Genomic DNA, 18,375 nt, shown 5'->3' with positions numbered 1-18,375 from the left:
GTGGCTCCAATTTTCGGCTGGTACAAAGCGTGGCTTGGGAGGCGGCCCGGCAGGGTGGCTGCAACGAAGCCTTGCGTTTCATTCTGCCTGACTGCCCGGCGGGGGAGGCAAAAGAGCCCGTCATAGTCCGGTCACTGAGATTATCCGGAGTAATTCAAAATAGGCTAAGCTGACCTGCGAACGTACGGCGGACCCCGCCAGGGCGCAAGCAGCTCGCGGTACGGTGGGAACACGCAAGGACGGCGCTCGAGGAGCTGAGCTGAATGACGGATCTGATCGATACCACCGAGATGTATCTTCGGACCATTCTGGAACTTGAAGAAGAGAACATCGTTGCCCTCCGCGCCCGCATCGCCGAACGGCTGCGTCACTCGGGCCCCACTGTTTCCCAGACTGTCGGCCGCATGGAGCGCGACGGGCTGGTGGTCGTTTCCGGTGACCGGCACCTTGAACTGACGGAAACCGGCCGGAAACGTGCGATTGAGGTCATGCGCAAGCACCGCCTTGCCGAGCGCTTGCTGGCGGACGTCATCGGGCTCGACTGGGCCTATGTGCATGAGGAAGCCTGCCGCTGGGAACACGTCATGAGCGAGCGGGTGGAGCGGCGCATCTTCGAGCTGCTGGATCACCCCACGGTGTCTCCCTACGGCAACCCGATTCCGGGCCTCGCGGAACTCGGCGGCCCGCCATCCCAGCCCTGCGGGGATGGCGTGGTGAACCTTCTCGAAGCCATGGCCGGCTACGGTCCGGATTCCCGGGTCCGGGTCAACCGGCTGGCCGAGCCCATCCAGGTCGAACCGGAACTGCTCGTCCAGCTCGACGAAGGCGGTATCCGGCCCGGAGCCCTGGTGTCGCTGGAACGGGTAGGGGAGTACATCTCCGTCCGGGTACCCGATATCGAAGGCGCCCTGGAACTCCCGCCCGAGGTTGCGGCCCACGTCTTTGTTACCGTCGGTTAACAGGACTTAACCCACTGCTCATCGGACGACCCATGAGTTATGCACAGATTCGATAACGGATTTATCTCTGCGGGGCTTAATCGCCTATAGTTGATCTCTAGTACCGATACCAAAGCGTTATCTGATCCGAAGCCGAGCTCTGCCAGCGGATCAGTAGCAGAGTCACCTTCTGGCAGGGGCGGGGGAACCACTTCCGGCTGTTCATCAGCCTTGGGGTGAAGTCCGTCAGCGGCAAGCACACACCACAGAGGGACTCTTTGGATGCCTCTGTGTCTGGACGCCTGCCACGGCGGACCGGGTCTTTGAACTCTCTGACCCGAATCCGACAGCTAACTCCGCAGGCTCTCCAGAGAGGAACCGTTTTTGACCACCCAGACCGCCAGGGGCCGCCGTCGTGCGACCGGTCCCGCTCCGGAGCCGCGACCGGCCGTCGCCGTCCTGGCCGACCGCCCACGTGACGCGCACCGCGACGAACGCAGGGGCCGCCGCAGCCCGTTCCGCCAGGTAACAGACTTTGCCGCCGCCAGCGGCGTTGGGCAAAAGGCCGGCATTGCACTCGCCGCTACGGGACTGGTCCTCACCGTCACCGTCCCCGCCACTGGCCCCGTTATGGCCACCAACGCGGGGTCGACGGGATCCATCTCGGCCGCAGTCCAGCCTGATGTCACGGCTGGCGAGGCCAAAATCGACTTCAACCGGACCGCCGTCACCACCCAGGGCGACCCGGACGGAAAGCTCAAGCAGTTGCTGAGTGCCCAGTCCGTCGGTTCGATCACCCGCGCGGCCTCCGCCGGAAGCCTCGGGGCGCCGCTGGCCCAGTTGAAAACCGCGTCACCCTTTGGATATCGCGTCAGCCCCATTACAGGCGGCTCCGGCGAGTTCCACCGTGGCCAGGACTATTCCGCCCAGTGCGGCACGGCCGTCCTGGCTGCAGCCAGTGGGACCGTGACGTTCACCGGCTGGCACCCCTACGGCGGCGGCAACCGTGTCGTGATCGACCATGGCAACGGCCTGGAGACCACCTACAACCACTTGTCCTCAGCCACCGTCAAGGTTGGCCAGCAGGTCTCCCGCGGCGAGGTCGTGGCGATGAGCGGCACCACAGGCGCCTCCACGGGCTGCCACCTTCACTTCGAGGTAATGGTCAACGGCGAAGTTGTCGACCCGACCGGCTGGCTGTAACAAAGCTGATCGGACGCTCTCGCATTCTTGTGACACGCCGTGATCCGAATGTGACATTGAGTCCCAACTGTTGTAAGTTTGACCTACGCCAACTTTTCCGAAGTTGGCGCTCTTGAGTGGATTGCCTAGCTCTGCCACCGCTCAAGGTCCGTTCGCATTACATCGTCTGGCAGGGGCGGGGGAACCAATTTTGGCCTTCTAAAGAAGGCCTTGGGGTTAAGTCGCAAAGCTTCCCAGGAAGCAGCGCGGCCGGGTGACTCCCATCCGAATCCGACAGCTCACCTCGCAGGCATTGGGAGAGGCTACTTTCGTGTCTTCACGCCACAATGCTGCGCGTCACCGCGCTTGCGCGGCTCTTACGAGCCCGCTGAAATCCGACTCCTCGGTTGCCCTTGCCGGCGCCCGGAACGGATCTCACACCGCCGTCTCAATCTCTGCTGAGTCCGGCCCGCAGGCCCTGCACCTGCACGCAGTTCCCGCTTTTGGCGCGTCTTCGCAGTACACCCTTCGCTAAGTAACCCACTTCGGGGCGATCCGGCGTACCCCCAAGATGCCGGAGCGTCCTCAGCACGCGCCTGAAAAGCGCGGCCACAGGATCACGAAAGAGAGAACTTAATGACTACTCGTGCAAACGCACGGCACCGCGCCGAGGTCACCAAGACCAACTCGCTGGCTGTTATTGCCAAGGCTGTCGGCGACAACGCCGGTGGCGTGGGCCGCCAGGCAGCAGTCATCGCTGCTGCTTCCGGCCTCGTCCTGACCAGCGGCATCGCAGCCAACGCTGCTGAGGCCAACGTTCAGCGCGAATCCACCTCCGCTTCCACGCTCGAAGTCCAGTCCGCCGCCCCCGCGGCCATCTCGGCGGCTTCCAGCATCTCGATCGCTTACGACAAGACCGAAGTCGCCACCATTGCTGCCCCCGTCAAGGCGAAGCCCGTCGTGAAGGTCCAGGAAACGCCCACCGCCAACACCGCCGGCACCAAGGTCGGCGCCGCCGCCACCGCTTCCGTGGCCGGCGCCAAGGCTCCGGCCGGCGTCGCCAGCGGCATGGGCGCCACGATTGCCGCTGCCGCCTACGCCCAGATCGGCGTTGGCCAGGATTGCACCGCACTCGCAACGAACGCGCTGGCTGCTGCAGGCATCAACTACCACGGCTGGCCGGCAGGTTACCTGTCCCTCGGCCGCACCGTGAGCGCCGCCGAGGCACAGCCGGGCGACCTCGCGTACTACCAGAACGGTGGCGCGGGCATGGCCCACATCGCTGTTTACGTCGGCAACGGCATGGCAGTTCACGGCGGTTGGAACGGTGGGACCACTTCCCTCCAGACCGTAAACGTCGGCTCCGGCCCGGTCTTCATCCGCGTCGGCGGCTAAGGACAACAGCTTTTTACGCAAAGGACCCCTGCCATGCGGCGGGGTCCTTTGCGTTGCCGCAACGTGAACTTCAGCCGACACGGGCCACGGCCAGCAAAAAAAGATTCGGTGAAACGGCACCTCGGTGTTTACTCTTGTTTTGTCGATCCATAGCCCGACCATGCAGAGGGCAGCCGGCCCTCGTGCCCCTGGCGGGTGCGGCCGTGAAGAGGTATGCGGATGCGCACTCTCGTTCTGAATGCTGGATATGAACCGCTGGCGGTTGTGACCTTCCGCCGGGCGCTCGTCCTTGTGCTGACTGGAAAGGCCAGTGTCGTGGCGGAAGGCGACGATCCCGTCGTTGGACCGCAGGACGTCCTTGGCCGGCCCTCGGTGATTCTGCTGAATCGCTACATCAGGCCCCGGTACAACACCCTGACGACCGTCAGCCGCCGCGGCGTGCTCCGCCGGGACGGGCACCGTTGCGCCTATTGCGGCAAGGCCGCCCACACCATCGATCATGTCCAGCCCAAATCCAGGGGTGGTGCGGATTCGTGGGAAAACCTCGTCGCCGCCTGCCTGCGCTGCAACAACGCCAAAGGCGACCACACGCCCGCCGAAATGGGATGGAAGCTCAGCTTCAGCCCCGCGCCCCCCAAGGGCGCAACCTGGCAGATCAAGGAGCTGGAGAAGCCCACCCCGGCCTGGGACCCGTTCCTGCTGCCGGAATCTGCCGCCTGAAACGGCGCCGCCGGCTGACCGTCGGGCCGGACTTCATCGCTTGCCGGCTGGTGGCCGATCTTTGCGACGCGGCGTCCGCGCCGGAGCGCGTTAGGCTGGGCCGGTGGAATTCGATGCAGTCATCCTTTCCGGGGGCCGGTCCTCCCGGCTGGGCGGCGTGCCCAAATCGGGGCTGATGCACGACGGCGCCACCCTCCTTGATCGTGCCCTGCAGGCCGCGCGGGGCGCGGCGGCAGTCGCCGTCGTCGGACCGGACCCGGGAACGTTGCCGGAAGGCGTGCTGAGTTGCCGGGAGGACCCGCCCTTTGCCGGACCGGCCGCAGCCATCGCGGCAGGCCTCTCCGCCCTGGAAAGGCACCGCGGTGCGGCCGGCCGCCCCCGGCCAGCGGCGCCGTTCACCCTGGTCCTGGCCTGTGACATGCCCCGGGCGGGCGCCGCTGTCCGGGCCTTGCTGGAAGCGGCAGGGGAAGCTCCTCCGGATGGCGGGCTGATGGCGGTGGCCGCCGACGGGCGTCGGCAGCCGCTGCTGGGTTTATATGGCACGGTTGCGCTACAACGGTGCGCCCGTGAAGCCGGGAAGCGCGGCACACTCGAAAACGCCTCGGTGTTCGCCCTTCTTGCTAGTCTGGAGGTGCGGGAAGTCAGCGTGCCCGGGGGGTCTACGGATGATGTGGATACCTGGGACGATGCGTCCGCATTAGGGGTAACCGTTCCACTCGGCAGCCATGGCCGCGACAGCCATGAGGCGGCCACCCGGCCCGGGGCTCCCCGGCAGAATTCGACCTTGGAGGCAAGCGGTGAAGAGCCAGGATGAAACACTGGAAGACTGGTGCCGTGCCCTGCTTCAGGCCCTGGAACTGGAAGACGTCGAGGTAGATGTGAACGCGGTTCTGGCTTTGGCCGGGGTGGCGGCGCACTCCGTGGTCCGCCCGGCCGCGCCCCTGACGACGTTCATCGCCGGTTTCGCGGCAGGCCTGGCCTCAGGCTCCGGTCAGGCCACCGATGCGGTCTCGATGCAGGCAGCAATGGGCGTGGCCGGCAAACTCGCCAAAGACTACGCAGCCAACGAAGCCTCCGGAGCATGACGCCTGCACCCCCTTCCGGCAGCGCAGCTGCCGCCGGGGATGAGCATGCCGGCGACATGCCCGCTGTAAGCCGCTCCGGTGCGACTCCCGGGGGTGGAGCCAGCGGCCCCGCCCCGGTCGAGGAACCTGAGGTGCCGCACCGGCACCTCGCGCACACCTGGCAGGAAGCCTGGCAGCTCGCCTTCGACTGCGCAGACCCCATCCCCGCCGCGCCCACTGCCCTTCGTGACGCCTTGGGGAGAAAACTCGCTGCCGACGTGGAAGCGCTCGCGGACATGCCGCACTACGCCTCGTCCGCCATGGACGGCTGGGCCGTCAACGGCAGCGGGCCCTGGATCCTCGCGGAACCCGGCCAGCGGCTGGCCCCCCACCAGGCGAGCCCGATCGCCACGGGCGGGCTGATCCCGCCCGGCGCGAAGGCCGTGCTGCGGAGTGAAAGCGGCGAGATAGCCGCCGATGAGGACGGGCTCCCGGTTCTGCAGCTCGCCGGCGCCGCCAAACCCGGTGAGCCCCGGAACGGTGAGCACATCCGGAAGGCGGCGGAGGAAGCCGCCGCCGGCGAAGTCCTGATCAAGCGCGGCACCCTGCTCAATCCCGCCCACCTGGCCCTCGCAGCCCTCGCCGGCCACGATGCGCTCCCGGTCCAGGGCAAGGCGCTGGTCCGTCTCGTGTTCACCGGCTCCGAGGTCGTCGCGGCAGGGATTCCGCGGCCGGGGGAGGTGCGCGACACGTTCGGTCCCCAGCTCGCGGCCGTTGTGGAAATGCTCGGCGGGATCTGTGCCGGCGAAACGAAAATAGGCGACAGCTACGCCGAGTGGCTCGCAGCGCTCGAGGACACCGAACCCGCCGAGGGCGCCGGCGAGGGTGCTGCGACCCAGCCTTCCGTGCATCCCGCCGCCGACCTGGTGCCAGCCGCTGAACTGCTGCCCGCCGACGTCGTCATCACCACCGGCGGCACCGGCCGGTCAGGCACGGACCACCTGCGCCGTTCGGTCGCCGAACTGGGCGGACGACTTCTCATCGACGGCATCGCTATGCGGCCCGGCCACCCCGCCGTCCTGGCAGAACTGCCCGACGGCAGGTTCATTATCGGGCTGCCGGGCAACCCGCTCGCGGCCATGATGGCACTCTCGACCATCGGGGCCCCGCTCCTGGCCGCGCTGGGTCACCGGACGCTGCCGCCGGTCACCGAGGTGCCCTGCGGCTCCATGATCGAGCCGGACCCCGGCAGGACCCGGCTGATGCCCTTCCGGCTGGTCTACGGCATGGCGTCCCCGGCGCAGCACACCGGCCCGGGAATGATGCGCGGACTGGCCGCCGCCGACGGCGTGCTGGTGGTCCCGCCGCACGGCGTGCAGCTCGGGGAACCGGTCCCGGCCTTCGCCCTCCCCTGGGGCGCGGCCCTCGCGGACCTGATGCCGGCCCAGGACAAACCTGCCCCCAAACGGGCCGCCCGGAAGCCCACGGGTACCGGCGGCCCCGTGGACTGGAGCGAACTGCTGGGGTAGTGCCCGGTGCAAAACCCGCGCTGGCCACCCGGCCCGGCGCTTGCCATGATGGAGTTATGTTGGTTAGGAGTACCTGATGGGCCGCGTCACGCAGCGCCGCAAGGTGCACAAGTATGTACTGGACGGTTCGCCACAAGCCCTCGAATTCCCGGTGCGCCACCGGGAGGACGTGCTGGCCGTCGAGGAGCCGCTGGAAATCCGGATCGGCAGCCTGTCCTTCTCTGTGACCATGCGGACCCCCGGCAACGACTTTGACCTTGTCGCGGGCTTCCTCGTTTCCGAGGGCGTCATCTGGACTCCGGACCAGCTCGTCTCGCTGCGGTTTTGCGCCGGGGAGGACGAGGACGGGGTCCAGACGTTTAACGTGGTGGAAGCCCAGCTCAGGCCCGACGTCGTCCGCCCCGACACCGGACGGAACGTCTACACGTCCAGTTCGTGCGGCATCTGCGGCACGGACTCCATCGAGGCCGTGCACAAGTCCTCGCATTTTAGTCCCGCGGCCGACCCGCTGATGGTTCCCGTGGCCACGCTCGCGTCGCTTCCGGACAAGCTGAGGGAAGCGCAGGCCGTGTTTGACGTCACCGGAGGCGTGCACGCCGCCGGCCTGTTCCGGATCGCCGGCGACGGTTCCGCCGAACTCCTGTGCCTGCGCGAGGACGTGGGACGTCACAATGCCGTGGACAAGGTGGTGGGCTGGGCCCTCCGCGAAGGTCTGCTGCCGCTGCGGGGAACCGTGCTCCAGGTCTCCGGGCGGGCGTCGTTCGAACTGGTGCAGAAGGCCGCCCTGGCCGGCATCCCCGTCCTGGCCGCGGTCAGCGCGCCGTCGAGCCTGGCCGTCGAGCTGGCCGAGGCCAGCGGCATGACGCTGGCCGGATTCAGCCGCGGCACATCGCTGAATGTGTATGCAGGCGCCCACAGGGTGGGCCTGCCCGCAGCCGTCGGCGGGTGAGGCCCGTTCTCGGTTCTGGCTTGAGGGCCGGCGGCGAAGTAAGTTATATCCATCGATTGGATGCATTTCAGCGTCATCCACGCCAGCGCTAAGAGGAACACATTGCACGACGACCGCCGTCTCACGGAAGTCCGGCTCGACCGCTTTGTTCGCGAACGCGTCGCCCCCGCGGTCTACCCGCGCAGCGTGCCGCTCACGCTGAGCAGCTGGGACGTCCCGGATGAACCGGTTCCTGTCCTGGAGGCGCTGCGGCAACAGTTCGCGCCGCAGGAGCATGGAGCGGCGTGGGGGCGGCCGTGGAGCACCAAATGGCTGCGCCTGCAGGGGCAGGTGCCGGACTCCTGGGGCACGGCGGCGGACACTTCGGTGGAAGTCATCGTGGACCTTGGCTTCAGCAGCGACCTTCCCGGCTTCCAGTGCGAAGGCATCGCCTGGCGGCCGGACGGAACGATCGTCAAGGCCATCTCGCCGCGCAACCAGTACATCCCGCTCAAGCTCCTGGGCAGCGGAATGTCCGTGGATTTTTATGTGGAGGCGGCCGCCAACCCCGACCTGTCGCAGGGGTGGACCTTCGCGGCCACCCCTTACGGGGACAAGGCAACCTCGGGCAACGAGCCAAAGTACCGTCTCGGCAGGATCGTCATTGCCGAACTCAACCAGACCGTCTGGGAACTGCAGCAGGACATCTGGACCCTCAACGGCCTGATGCACGAACTGCCGATGGAACTGCCCCGCCGCCACGAAATCCTTCGTGCGCTGGAACGGATGCTGGACATCATGGACCCCGAGGACGTCCCGGGCACAGCAGCGGCGGGGCGGGAGGCCCTCGCTGGTGTCCTGGCCCGGCCGGCCTACGCCTCGGCACACCACCTGCTCGCCACCGGGCATGCGCACATCGACTCCGCGTGGCTCTGGCCCGTCAGAGAAACCATCCGCAAATGCGCCCGCACCTTTTCCAACGTGGTGGCCCTGATGGACGAGGATCCCGGGTTCGTGTTTTCCTGCTCCTCGGCCCAGCAGTTGGCCTGGATCAAGGAATTTTATCCGGAGCTCTTCGGACGGATCCGGGAGAAGGTCATGACCGGCCAGTTCGTCCCGGTGGGCGGCATGTGGGTCGAATCGGACACCAACATGCCCGCCGGCGAGGCCATGGCCCGCCAGTTCCTGGAGGGGAAAAGCTTCTTCCTCGCCGAGTTCGGCGTCGAATGCGAGGAAGCCTGGCTTCCGGACTCGTTCGGCTATTCGGCGGCCATGCCGCAGATCGTCAAGGCCGCCGGCAGCAAGTGGTTCCTGACCCAGAAGATCTCCTGGAACCAGGCCAACCGGATGCCGCACCACACCTTTAATTGGGAAGGAATCGACGGCACCCGGCTTTTCACGCACTTCCCGCCGGTGGACAGCTACAACTCGGAACTCAGCGGCCGGGAGCTCGCCCACGCCGAGCGGAACTACCGGGACCACGGCCGGGGCACCATCTCGCTGGTCCCGTTTGGCTATGGCGACGGCGGCGGCGGGCCCACCCGCGAGATGCTGGCAGCGGCGCGCCGTACCGCGGACCTGGAAGGATCGCCGAAGGTGGAGCTCGGCCCGGCGGCCAGCTTCTTCGCCCGGGCCGAGGCCGAGTACGAGGCACTCCCCGTCTGGGTTGGCGAGTTGTATCTCGAGCTGCACCGTGGCACTTACACGAGTCAGGCTAAGACAAAACTGGGCAACCGTCGCAGCGAGCACTTGCTGCGCGAAGCCGAGCTCTGGTGCGCCACGGCCGCTGTCCGCACCGGGTACAGCTACCCGGCGGCGGAGCTCAAGCGTCTCTGGCGGCTGGTCCTGCTGCAGCAGTTCCATGACATCCTCCCCGGCAGCTCCATCGCCTGGGTGCACCAGGACGCGGAACGGAACTACACGGCCGTGGGCAAGAGACTTGAGGCGATCATCGACGACGCCGCCGGAGCCGTGCTGGGGGCAGGGGACACAGACTTCCTGCTCAACGCAGCCCCGCACGTTCGCAGCGGTGTCGCCGCGCTGGCCGCGGCCGTGCCGGCCGTCGACGGGCAGACCGTGCTGGTCACCGAGTCTGCCGGCGGCTACATCCTCGACAACGGGGTCATCCGGGCCGTCATCAACGCGGGCGGCCTCCTTGAATCCCTGGTCGACCACGCGAGCGGGCGCGATGCGATCGCCCCCGGGCAGTACGGGAACCTGCTGGAGCTGCACCGGGACACCCCCAACGAATGGGATGCCTGGGACATCGACGCCTTCTACCGCCGCAACGTCGTCCAGCTCACCGACGCCCGCTCGATGGCCGTGGAACACAGCGGCCCGGACGCCGTCGTCGTGGTGGAACGGCTGGCGGGTACTTCTGGGGTGACGCAGCGGATCTCGCTGGGGCCGGGAGCGGAATCTTTGGCGATTTCCACGGCCGTGGACTGGAAGGAAAGCGAAAAGCTGCTCAAGCTCGGGTTCGCGCTCGATGTCCGGGCGGACCGCTCGGCCGCGGAGACCCAGTTCGGCCATGTCTTCCGCCCGACTCACCTGAACACCTCGTGGGAGGCTGCGAAGTTCGAGATCTGCGCCCACCGGTGGATCCACGTGGCCGAACCTGGCTACGGCGTGGCTATTTCCAACTCGTCGACCTACGGCCATGACGTCACCCGGAACATCCGGGAGGACGACGGCGGGACCACCACCACCGTGCGGCTCTCGCTGCTGCGCGCACCCAAGTTCCCCGACCCCGGTGCGGACCGCGGCCGGCACGAATTGAACGTCACGATCCGGCCCGGTGCCAGCATCGCCGACGCCGTCCAGGAGGGCTACCGAACGAACCTTTCACCGCGGGTTCGCAAGGGTGCCCACGGCGCAGATCCGCTCGTTGCCGTCTCGAACCCGGCCCTGGTCGTTGAAGCCGTGAAACTGGCCGAGGACGGCTCCGGCGACGTGATCGTGCGGGTCTACGAATCGCTGGGGGAGCGGTCCGGGGGGCTGGTGACGGCTGGCTTCGACGTCAACGGCGTCCACACCGTGGATCTGCTGGAGCGCCCGGCCGGTGCGCCGGGCGTGACCCTGGCTGGGAACTCGGCGGAACTGGCGCTGCGGCCCTTCCAGCTGGTGACCCTGAGGTTCGTGCGCTGAGGTTGCCGCGCTGAGGACCGGAACGTCGAGCAGGGAGCTGGCCCGCGCGTCCGAATGTGCCGTTAAACAGGCTGAGTGGGAGCGGTCCAGCCGGACCGCTACCACTCATCCCCCCAATGGCGTTTGGGCGGCTGCCTCGGCTCCGCACGGATTGTTCCCGTTCACGAAGCGTATGCCGCTTTCACACATTCATGATTCTCTCACGGTCTAATGATTTTGTGAATGCTCAGCCGAGGTTCCGGCGTAATGTTGCCTTAGCGTTACCTGATGGGTTGCTGATCAGCCCGGAGAACCACAGGGCGGCAAGGCCTGCAACGTAGCCCAGAACCGCCGTGTAGTTGACGAAACGCAACGCCTCGGCCCAGGCGGCTGGGGCCAGTGAGACCGGAAGGCTAAGGATCGCGAACAGGGCCCCCAGGAGGACCAGCAGGGCTCCGGCCCTGACCAGGCGAGGCTGTCGGCTCCTGACCGTGGCCAGCAACGGGGGAACCAGAATGAGCGACACGAACGCCGGGTAGGTACGGCCCGCAGCGGTGTAATAGGCGGCCAGGGCGGCGTTCCTGCCGCCGACGTCGGAGGGGACCCGCAGCCCCGCCGATGCCCCGGCCGTGTCCAGCAGGAGAAACGTCGCCAGCACGGCCAGGCAGCAGAGCGCCAGCGCCAAGCGGCCGGCAGTGCCCGCGATGAGGCCGTAGCCTCTGGTGGCCGCGAGGCCCCTGGTGATGCGGAGGCCCACCAGCAAAACTGTCGCGAAGACAAGATAGCGCAGGATCAGGCTCGTCACATGCCGTCCACCCAGGGCGCCGTCAATCGCCACGTAGAGCTCGGAGACGGCGAGCAGGCTGCAGATCGTTGCCAGCAGGAGGATGCCGAAGACGGTTCTGTTCCGGCCCTTCACGGCGTCCGGGACCCGCAGGAGGAGCGCCACGCAGCACACGGTCAGTGTCGCCCACTCCAGCGTTGCCATCATCGGGATCTCTCAAATCGCTTGGCGGCTCAGCCCCCAATGCCTATCCAGTGAAGTCAGTTTGCATCTTCGGTGTCCGCTTAGCCACTGCCTTGGACGGCCAGTCAAGAGCGAACGGTGCGCTTCGACATCAGGCTGGAGATCCAGACGAAAGCGAGACCCAGGGCAAGACACAGTATCGAACTGAAATTGATAATGGATTCCACATATCCAACCTCCGACGGGATCAGGGGGAAGAAGGAGCCGAAGGCCATACCCGCGAAGGCGACGGTCAGCAATAGCGCTCCGATGCGGATGGCCAGGGGTAGTCTCTGGCCGACGGCAAGGCAGGTAGCGGGCAGGATGCAGGCTGCCACGTAGGAGGGGTACAGGCGACCGGCAGCGGCATACGACTCGATGAGGGCGGCATTCTGAGGGCTCCTGGCGGGGAGGTCTCTCAGCCCGGTTTCGGTTCCTGCGGTGTCGGCCAACAGGAAGAGGACCAAGGTGGCGATGCCTATGACGGAGAGAACTCCTCGACCGGCGGGGCCGACGATGAGGCGGATGCTCTTCCGCGCGTCGAAAGCCTTGGCTATCCGGTATCCGGCCAGAAGTACTGTCCCGTAGACCACGAACCGAAGGATGAGGTTGGTGTAGTTCTGCGAACCGAGCCACGAATCGATGGCCACATAGCTCGCATCAATGCCCAGCAGAATGGCGACGGTCAGGAGCAGGAAAACGCCGAAAAGTGACCGGTTCTCACCGCGCAGGGCACTGGGAATCCGCGCGATCGCAACAATGGCGCAGACCGCGAGAGTTGTCCACTGCAGGATCGAGATCATCCGAGAGGCCTGCCAGCGAGGCGCTTGGCCGCCAGCACCCGGCTGAGCCACATCAGTGTGAGCCCCAGGACGAGGCCGAGAATGGCGGTGGAGCTGATGAAGTACTGCAGGTAGGCGAGATGCCGCGGCAACAGGTCACTGAATGACAAAAGAATCATGGCGCAGGATCCTACGGCTAGGACCGCGGCCCCGCTCCGTGGAAGCCGTGGCAGCCCGCTTCTCATGGTCCTGATGGTGGCCGGCAACAGGCATGCGGCGACGAAGGACGGGTAGAACCTGCCGGCAACCGTATACAGCTTGATGAGCTCGACGTTGTTGGCACTCTGGTCCGGTAGCGTGCCCAGTCCGGTCGAGCTTCCCGTCGTGTTGGCAAGGAGGAACGGGACCACCGTGGCGACCGCTACGAGGGCCAGTACTGCGAGGCCAACCGGACCGACGATGAGCCACACGCTGCGTTGTGCGTCGAAGCCCTTGGCGATCTTGTATCCGGCCAGAAGAACCACACTGTAAATGAGGAAGCGGAGGATGAGGTTCGCAAAGTTCTGCGAACCCAGCCATGCGTCCACGGGAAGGTACACGGCGTTAATGCTCAACAAGATCGCAAACGCTGACAGCGCGAAAATACCGAATATTGACCGGTTTTCACCCCGGAGCGCACTGGGGACACGGATTATTGCGACGAGGGCGCAGACCGCCAACGTAGTCCACTGCAGGATCGCGATCATCCGAGGTTCTCCCATATCTTTTTTGTCTGTTCGTGTTCCTGCTCCTGGCGGCGCAAAGTCCGGCCTAGGGACTGCAGGCGCTCGCCGGAAAGGGCCGTGAGCTCGCCGTCGGAGAGTGCGTCCAGGGCCGCCTGCCTTGCCTCCGGCACCCAACCGGCTTCCCGCTCCGTCAACAGTCCGGTGGCGACGAGTCCGCCCGTGAATCCTACGCCAGCCGCGCGCGCGGTAGCGACCGCCAGTTCCGGGGACAGCCGGTTAGCGGTCAACTGCGCCGAATAGTTCTGGGGCGCGACTCCCGTTGCCGCCGAAACGCGGTGCCGCAGTTCGCCGTCGTCGATCGCGTCCACCCAGTTCCGGACGGAGGTGGCGTGCGGGGCTGCGCTGAGCGCGGGGGTCAACGCGCTGCCGCTGTCGCCGAAGCCGCCATACGCCGGGGACGAGCGGGAAATAACCGCGCGGAGCAGGTCCATCGTCGCAATCTGGCTCACGAGTTCTGCAGCGGTGGGCGGCTGCGGCTGCTTCGCAAGCTCCGCATAGCTGTCAAACGAGCCGAGGTCGGCCAGTGGGTTGCGTTTCAGGGCGCGGCTGATGCTTACCAGGGTGGTTTCCGCGACCTTTCCCCGAACCAGCTGCTGGGCGAGCGTGGTGCGTTTGATCCCGGAGATCCTGCAGATATCGGCCGTGCTCGCGGTGGGAGCAACGCCATGGAGCCAGTGTTGAAACGCCTTGGCGGGTAATGGCATCTATGGCTTCCTGCGGAGTCGAATGGAAGGGGCGCTTCTGAAGATCGGTGGAGCAAGAACTGCATTGATTTTACGGGAGGTGCTGATTCAACTATGCTAGGTCCTCGAACCCGCTGGTCCGTACACCCCCCAAGTCCGGACCAGCGGGTTCTTTCATGCCCGGCGGCTATTGGCCGCCCGGAGCGCCCCCCGGCCCTCTGTTTTGGGCCGCGGTGAGAGGATGGACTAATGACTGCAACCCTTGTTGCCAAGGACCTCGCCGGTGGTCACGACCACCGCACACTCTTCTCCAAACTCTCCCTGACCGTCGCACCGGGCGACGTCGTCGGCGTCGTGGGAGCCAATGGTGCGGGCAAATCCACCCTGCTCCGGCTCCTTGCCGGAGTGGACGAGCCGCAGGATGGCACGGTCAGCCTTGCCCCGGCCGACGCGTTCGTGGGCTGGCTGCCCCAGGAGCACGAACGGATCGCTGGCGAAACGGTGGGCGGATACATAGCCCGGCGTACCGGCTGCGCCCAGGCCACTGTCGAGATGGAATCCGCGGCGGAGGCCCTTGGTGCCGGAGCCCCCGGCGCCGACGACGCCTACTCCCATGCCTTCGACCGCTGGATGGCCTCCGGCGCCGCCGACCTGGAAGAACGCATCCCGGCTGTGCTGGCGGACCTCGGCCTGGAGGTAGGCCAGGACGCGGACATGACGGGGCTTTCCGGCGGCCAGGCCGCACGCGTGGCGCTCGCGGCACTGCTCCTCAGCCGCTTCGACGTCGTGCTCCTGGACGAACCCACCAACGACCTGGACCTCAACGGGCTGGCCAGGCTGGAGGCTTTCGTGCAGGGGCTCCGCGGCGGCGTCGTGCTGGTCTCCCATGACCGCGAGTTCCTCGCCCGCTGCGTCACCACCATCGTGGAACTCGACCTCGCGCAGAATTCCGTGGCCGTATACGACGGCGGGTACGAGGCCTACCTCGAAGAACGCGCCGTCGCGCGCCGGCACGCCCGTGAACGGTACGAAGAGTTCGCCAACACCAAGGCAGACCTGGTGTCCCGGGCCCGAACCCAGCGCGAGTGGAGCTCCCAGGGCGTCCGGAACGCGATGAAGAAGAACCCGGACAATGACAAGATCCGCCGCGCGGCCAGCACCGAATCTTCCGAAAAGCAGGGCCAGAAGGTCCGCCAGATGGAATCCCGCATCGCCCGGCTCGAAGAGGTCGAAGAACCCCGCAAGGAATGGCAGCTGCAGTTCACCATCGGGGCGGCGCCGCGGTCCAGCGCTGTTGTGGCGACGCTTCGCGACGCGGTGGTCCACCAGAGCGGTTTCACCCTCGGACCCGTTAACCTGCAGCTCAACGCCGGGGAACGGATCGGCATCACCGGGCCCAACGGCGCCGGGAAGTCCACCCTGCTCCGCCTGCTGCTGGGCGTCCAGCGGCCCGATTCCGGCGACGCCTCGATGGGCGCCTCCGTGGCGGTCGGCGAAATTGACCAGGCCCGCGGGCTGCTGGCCGGCGGGCTGAAACTGGCAGACGCCGTCGAAGCCGTCCTGACGGACCAGTCCCCGGCGGAAGTGCGGACCCTGCTGGCCAAGTTCGGCCTCAAGGCAGACCACACCTCCCGGCCGGTCGACTCCCTGTCGCCGGGGGAGCGGACCCGCGCCGCGCTGGCCCTCCTGCAGGCGCGCGGAGTGAACCTGCTGGTGCTCGACGAACCCACCAACCACCTGGACCTCCCGGCGATCGAACAGCTCGAAGAGGCCCTCGAAGGCTACGACGGCGCCCTGCTGCTGGTCACCCACGACCGCAGACTGCTGGAAAACGTGCGCCTCGACGCGCGCTGGAACGTGAACAACGGCGTCGTCACGGAGCTGCTGGGCGCCACCGCCCCGAAAGGCAAGAACTCATGAGCATGGACCGGGTTGCGTGGAGCTCCTTGTACAACATCACGCGCGCCTCCAGCGGCTCGAAGCCGTTCTCGAAGGAAACGCTCAAGCGTGTGTTCAGCTTCGCCCGTCCGCACAAGGGCCGGCTGATCGCCTTCGTCCTGCTGTCGATCGTGATGGCCGTGCTGGCCGTCGCCACCCCGGTCCTGGCCGGGCAGGTGGTGGATGCGATCATCGCGGGCGCGGGCACCGACGTCGTGGTCTGGCTGGCCGTGCTGATCGCCATCGTGGCGGTCGCCGAGGCCGGGCTGGGACTCGTCACCCGCTGGCTGTCCTCCACGATCGGCGAAGGCGTGATCGTGGACCTGCGCACCAAGGTCTTCGACCACGTGCAGAAGATGCCGATCGCCTTCTTCACCCGCACCCGCACCGGGGCGCTTGTCAGCAGGCTGAACAATGACGTGATCGGCGCGCAGTCGGCGTTCGCCGGGACCCTGTCCGGCGTCGTCAGCAACGTCGTTGCCCTCGCCCTGACACTGGTGGTCATGCTGGGCAAGTCCTGGCTGGTGACGGTGCTGGCCATGATCCTGCTGCCCATCTTCCTGATTCCGGCCCGTCGGATGGGTTCCAAGCTGGCCGACCTGCGCCGCGAGGCCGCGGAACACAACGCCTCCATGGGCACGCAGATGACGGAGCGTTTCTCCGCCCCGGGCGCCACGCTGGTGAAGCTCTTCGGCCGCCCCGACGAGGAATCCCGGGAGTTCGCGGCCCGCGCGGGCCGGGTGCGGGACATCGGCGTCCGCACGGCGATGCTGCAGTTCACCTTCGTGACCGCCCTGACGCTGGTCTCGGCGCTGGCCCTCGCCCTGGTCTACGGCCTGGGCGGTTTCCTGGCGCTGCAGGGGCAGCTGGCAGCCGGCGACGTCGTGGTGCTGGCCCTGCTGCTGACCCGCCTCTACGCGCCGCTCACCGCGCTCTCCAACGCCCGCGTCGAGATCATGAGCGCCCTGGTCAGCTTCGAGCGGGTCTTCGAGATCCTGGACCTCAAGCCGCTCATCGAGCAGAAGCCTGACGCGGTGCAGTCGCCGGCCGGGCCGCTGTCCGTGGAGTTCGACGACGTCCGCTTCTCCTACCCGTCGGCGGACAAGGTCTCGCTCGCCTCGCTGGAAGACGTGTCCACGCTGGACACCCGCGGCGGCGAGGAGGTGCTGCACGGCATCAGCTTCCGGGTGGAACCCGGCCAGACGGTCGCCCTCGTCGGCTCCTCGGGCGCCGGCAAGTCTACGATCGCGCAGCTGCTGTCGCGCCTGTACGACGTCGATTCCGGTGCCGTGCGCTTTGGCGGAACCGTTCCCGGCACCGGCGTGGACGTCCGGGACCTGACCTTCGATTCCATGCGGCACACGCTCGGCATGGTCACCCAGGACGGGCACCTTTTCCACGAGAGCATCGCCTCCAACCTGCGTCTGGCCCGCCCGGACGCCAGCGACGAGCTGATGTGGGACGTGCTGCGGCAGGCGCGGCTGGAAGTCATGATCCGCTCGCTCCCGGATGGTCTGGACACGGTGGTGGGGGAGCGCGGGTACCGGCTCTCGGGCGGCGAACGCCAGCGCCTCACCATCGCCCGGCTGCTCATCGCACAGCCGCGCGTCGTCATCCTGGACGAGGCCACCGCGGCCCTGGATTCCACCAACGAGGCCGCTGTCCAGGAGGCGCTCAGCGCCGCGCTCGAGGGCCGCACCGCCGTCGTGATTGCGCACCGGCTGTCCACCATCCGGGCCGCCGACGCCATCCTGGTGGTGGAGGACGGCCGGATCGTGGAGCGCGGAACCCACAGCGGCCTGCTGGCCGCCGAGGGCCGCTATGCGGAGCTGTACCGGACCCAGTTCGCCGAGGCCAGTGCCGTGGCCGAGGAGTCCGTTCCCGGGCTCTAGCCTTGCTGGCCCGAGAGGGCTGGCAGGACGTGGTCGGTGAGCAGCGGGGCGAGGTCATCCGGCAGCTCCGCCGCCAGGTCCAGCCAGCGGATCTCGGCGATCTCGGCGGAGGGCCGGGCATGCCAGACTCCGGGGGCGGTGAAGACCGTGGCCTGGATCTGCGTCGCGGCCTCGTTGGCGGCGTCCGCGAACCAGACGCCCAGGAGCACCAGCTTGTCCGCCGCGAGGACGATTCCGACTTCTTCCGCCAGCTCCCGGGCGGCCGTCTGGGCGGCTGTCTCGCCCGCCTCGGGCTTGCCGCCGGGGTGCATGAACTTGTCCGTGCCGCGTTTGCGGACGGTGAGGAGGCGCCCGGCCTCGTCGAAGACACAGACGGCGGAAACCACAATGAGCGGGTTCATGGCGGG

The 18,375-nt window shown here is 67.1% G+C and carries 16 protein-coding genes and 2 riboswitches; of the genes, 11 read left to right on the top strand and 5 right to left on the bottom strand.

Annotated features, from left to right (window positions below):
• Positions 1 to 263 precede the first annotated feature (263 nt).
• From AB4Y67_RS06385 to AB4Y67_RS06345, 9 genes are all read left to right on the top strand, one after another.
• Positions 264 to 959 carry a metal-dependent transcriptional regulator gene (locus AB4Y67_RS06385; protein ID WP_441404946.1) on the top strand — a complete coding sequence of 232 codons (696 nt, stop codon included), beginning with the start codon at positions 264 to 266 and terminating at the stop codon, positions 957 to 959.
• Positions 960 to 1,104: 145 nt separating this feature from the next.
• A riboswitch (cyclic di-AMP (ydaO/yuaA leader) is annotated at positions 1,105 to 1,318 on the top strand.
• A 4-nt stretch (positions 1,319 to 1,322) separates the two neighbouring features.
• The gene (locus AB4Y67_RS06380; RefSeq protein WP_441404945.1) at positions 1,323 to 2,141 is read left to right on the top strand and encodes a M23 family metallopeptidase; all 819 of its coding nucleotides are present in this window, start codon (positions 1,323 to 1,325) and stop codon (positions 2,139 to 2,141) included.
• Positions 2,142 to 2,277: 136 nt separating this feature from the next.
• A riboswitch (cyclic di-AMP (ydaO/yuaA leader) is annotated at positions 2,278 to 2,447 on the top strand.
• 309 nt (positions 2,448 to 2,756) lie between these two features.
• Positions 2,757 to 3,515, top strand: a complete 759-nt coding sequence (locus tag AB4Y67_RS06375) for an NlpC/P60 family protein (RefSeq protein WP_441404944.1) — start codon at positions 2,757 to 2,759, stop codon at positions 3,513 to 3,515.
• Positions 3,516 to 3,734: 219 nt separating this feature from the next.
• Positions 3,735 to 4,235, top strand: a complete 501-nt coding sequence (locus AB4Y67_RS06370) for an HNH endonuclease (RefSeq protein WP_441404943.1) — start codon at positions 3,735 to 3,737, stop codon at positions 4,233 to 4,235.
• A gap of 103 nt (positions 4,236 to 4,338) precedes the next feature.
• Positions 4,339 to 5,049: a molybdenum cofactor guanylyltransferase gene (gene mobA, locus AB4Y67_RS06365; protein WP_441404942.1), complete on the top strand. Its 711-nt coding sequence runs from the start codon at positions 4,339 to 4,341 to the stop codon at positions 5,047 to 5,049.
• Positions 5,033 to 5,320, top strand: coding sequence for a DUF6457 domain-containing protein (locus AB4Y67_RS06360; RefSeq protein ID WP_441404941.1), 288 nt, complete (start codon positions 5,033 to 5,035; stop codon positions 5,318 to 5,320). Before mobA ends, AB4Y67_RS06360 begins: the two co-directional genes overlap by 17 nt.
• Positions 5,317 to 6,828: a molybdopterin-binding protein gene (locus AB4Y67_RS06355; RefSeq protein ID WP_441404940.1), complete on the top strand. Its 1,512-nt coding sequence runs from the start codon at positions 5,317 to 5,319 to the stop codon at positions 6,826 to 6,828. The genes AB4Y67_RS06360 and AB4Y67_RS06355 overlap by 4 nt, the downstream gene beginning before the upstream one ends.
• A gap of 76 nt (positions 6,829 to 6,904) precedes the next feature.
• Positions 6,905 to 7,777, top strand: a complete 873-nt coding sequence (fdhD, locus tag AB4Y67_RS06350; protein ID WP_441404939.1) for a formate dehydrogenase accessory sulfurtransferase FdhD — start codon at positions 6,905 to 6,907, stop codon at positions 7,775 to 7,777.
• Positions 7,778 to 7,879: 102 nt separating this feature from the next.
• Positions 7,880 to 10,903: an alpha-mannosidase gene (locus AB4Y67_RS06345; RefSeq protein WP_441405016.1), complete on the top strand. Its 3,024-nt coding sequence runs from the start codon at positions 7,880 to 7,882 to the stop codon at positions 10,901 to 10,903.
• A gap of 226 nt (positions 10,904 to 11,129) precedes the next feature.
• Here AB4Y67_RS06345 and AB4Y67_RS06340 read toward each other — a convergent pair whose 3' ends face one another.
• From AB4Y67_RS06340 to AB4Y67_RS06325, 4 genes are all read right to left on the bottom strand, one after another.
• A complete protein-coding gene (locus AB4Y67_RS06340; RefSeq protein ID WP_441404938.1) occupies positions 11,130 to 11,873 on the bottom strand; it encodes a hypothetical protein in 744 nt (247 codons plus the stop codon).
• A 101-nt stretch (positions 11,874 to 11,974) separates the two neighbouring features.
• Complete coding sequence (locus AB4Y67_RS06335) at positions 11,975 to 12,691, bottom strand: hypothetical protein (RefSeq protein ID WP_441404937.1); 717 nt, start codon at positions 12,689 to 12,691, stop codon at positions 11,975 to 11,977.
• A complete protein-coding gene (locus AB4Y67_RS06330; RefSeq protein ID WP_441404936.1) occupies positions 12,688 to 13,287 on the bottom strand; it encodes a hypothetical protein in 600 nt (199 codons plus the stop codon). Before AB4Y67_RS06330 ends, AB4Y67_RS06335 begins: the two co-directional genes overlap by 4 nt.
• A gap of 125 nt (positions 13,288 to 13,412) precedes the next feature.
• The gene (locus AB4Y67_RS06325) at positions 13,413 to 14,159 is read right to left on the bottom strand and encodes a hypothetical protein (protein WP_441404935.1); all 747 of its coding nucleotides are present in this window, start codon (positions 14,157 to 14,159) and stop codon (positions 13,413 to 13,415) included.
• Between the two features lie 228 nt (positions 14,160 to 14,387).
• On the opposite strand from AB4Y67_RS06325, the gene AB4Y67_RS06320 reads away from it, so the two are divergent.
• Positions 14,388 to 16,058, top strand: coding sequence for an ABC-F family ATP-binding cassette domain-containing protein (locus AB4Y67_RS06320; protein WP_441404934.1), 1,671 nt, complete (start codon positions 14,388 to 14,390; stop codon positions 16,056 to 16,058).
• A complete protein-coding gene (locus AB4Y67_RS06315; protein WP_441404933.1) occupies positions 16,055 to 17,968 on the top strand; it encodes an ABC transporter ATP-binding protein in 1,914 nt (637 codons plus the stop codon). The genes AB4Y67_RS06320 and AB4Y67_RS06315 overlap by 4 nt, the downstream gene beginning before the upstream one ends.
• On the opposite strand, the gene AB4Y67_RS06310 is transcribed toward AB4Y67_RS06315, so the two are convergent.
• Positions 17,965 to 18,369 carry an NUDIX hydrolase gene (locus AB4Y67_RS06310; protein ID WP_441405015.1) on the bottom strand — a complete coding sequence of 135 codons (405 nt, stop codon included), beginning with the start codon at positions 18,367 to 18,369 and terminating at the stop codon, positions 17,965 to 17,967. The genes AB4Y67_RS06315 and AB4Y67_RS06310 overlap by 4 nt on opposite strands.
• Between the last annotated feature and the right edge of the window lie 6 nt (positions 18,370 to 18,375).

It is taken from the genome of Arthrobacter sp. YAF17, assembly GCF_052113365.1.
Classification (GTDB): Bacteria; Actinomycetota; Actinomycetes; order Actinomycetales; family Micrococcaceae; genus Arthrobacter.
Note: the sequence above shows the minus strand (reverse complement) of the source record. Positions and strands in the feature narration are given on the sequence as shown.

Coding starts and splice junctions, on each gene's coding strand:
- AB4Y67_RS06385 (WP_441404946.1), top strand. CDS start 264: ATGACGGATCTGATCGATACCACCGAGATGTATCTTCGGACCATTCTG.
- AB4Y67_RS06375 (WP_441404944.1), top strand. CDS start 2,757: ATGACTACTCGTGCAAACGCACGGCACCGCGCCGAGGTCACCAAGACC.
- AB4Y67_RS06370 (WP_441404943.1), top strand. CDS start 3,735: ATGCGCACTCTCGTTCTGAATGCTGGATATGAACCGCTGGCGGTTGTG.
- AB4Y67_RS06355 (WP_441404940.1), top strand. CDS start 5,317: ATGACGCCTGCACCCCCTTCCGGCAGCGCAGCTGCCGCCGGGGATGAG.
- fdhD (WP_441404939.1), top strand. CDS start 6,905: ATGGGCCGCGTCACGCAGCGCCGCAAGGTGCACAAGTATGTACTGGAC.
- AB4Y67_RS06340 (WP_441404938.1), bottom strand. CDS start 11,873: ATGATGGCAACGCTGGAGTGGGCGACACTGACCGTGTGCTGCGTGGCG.
- AB4Y67_RS06335 (WP_441404937.1), bottom strand. CDS start 12,691: ATGATCTCGATCCTGCAGTGGACAACTCTCGCGGTCTGCGCCATTGTT.
- AB4Y67_RS06325 (WP_441404935.1), bottom strand. CDS start 14,159: ATGCCATTACCCGCCAAGGCGTTTCAACACTGGCTCCATGGCGTTGCT.
- AB4Y67_RS06320 (WP_441404934.1), top strand. CDS start 14,388: ATGACTGCAACCCTTGTTGCCAAGGACCTCGCCGGTGGTCACGACCAC.
- AB4Y67_RS06315 (WP_441404933.1), top strand. CDS start 16,055: ATGAGCATGGACCGGGTTGCGTGGAGCTCCTTGTACAACATCACGCGC.
- AB4Y67_RS06310 (WP_441405015.1), bottom strand. CDS start 18,369: ATGAACCCGCTCATTGTGGTTTCCGCCGTCTGTGTCTTCGACGAGGCC.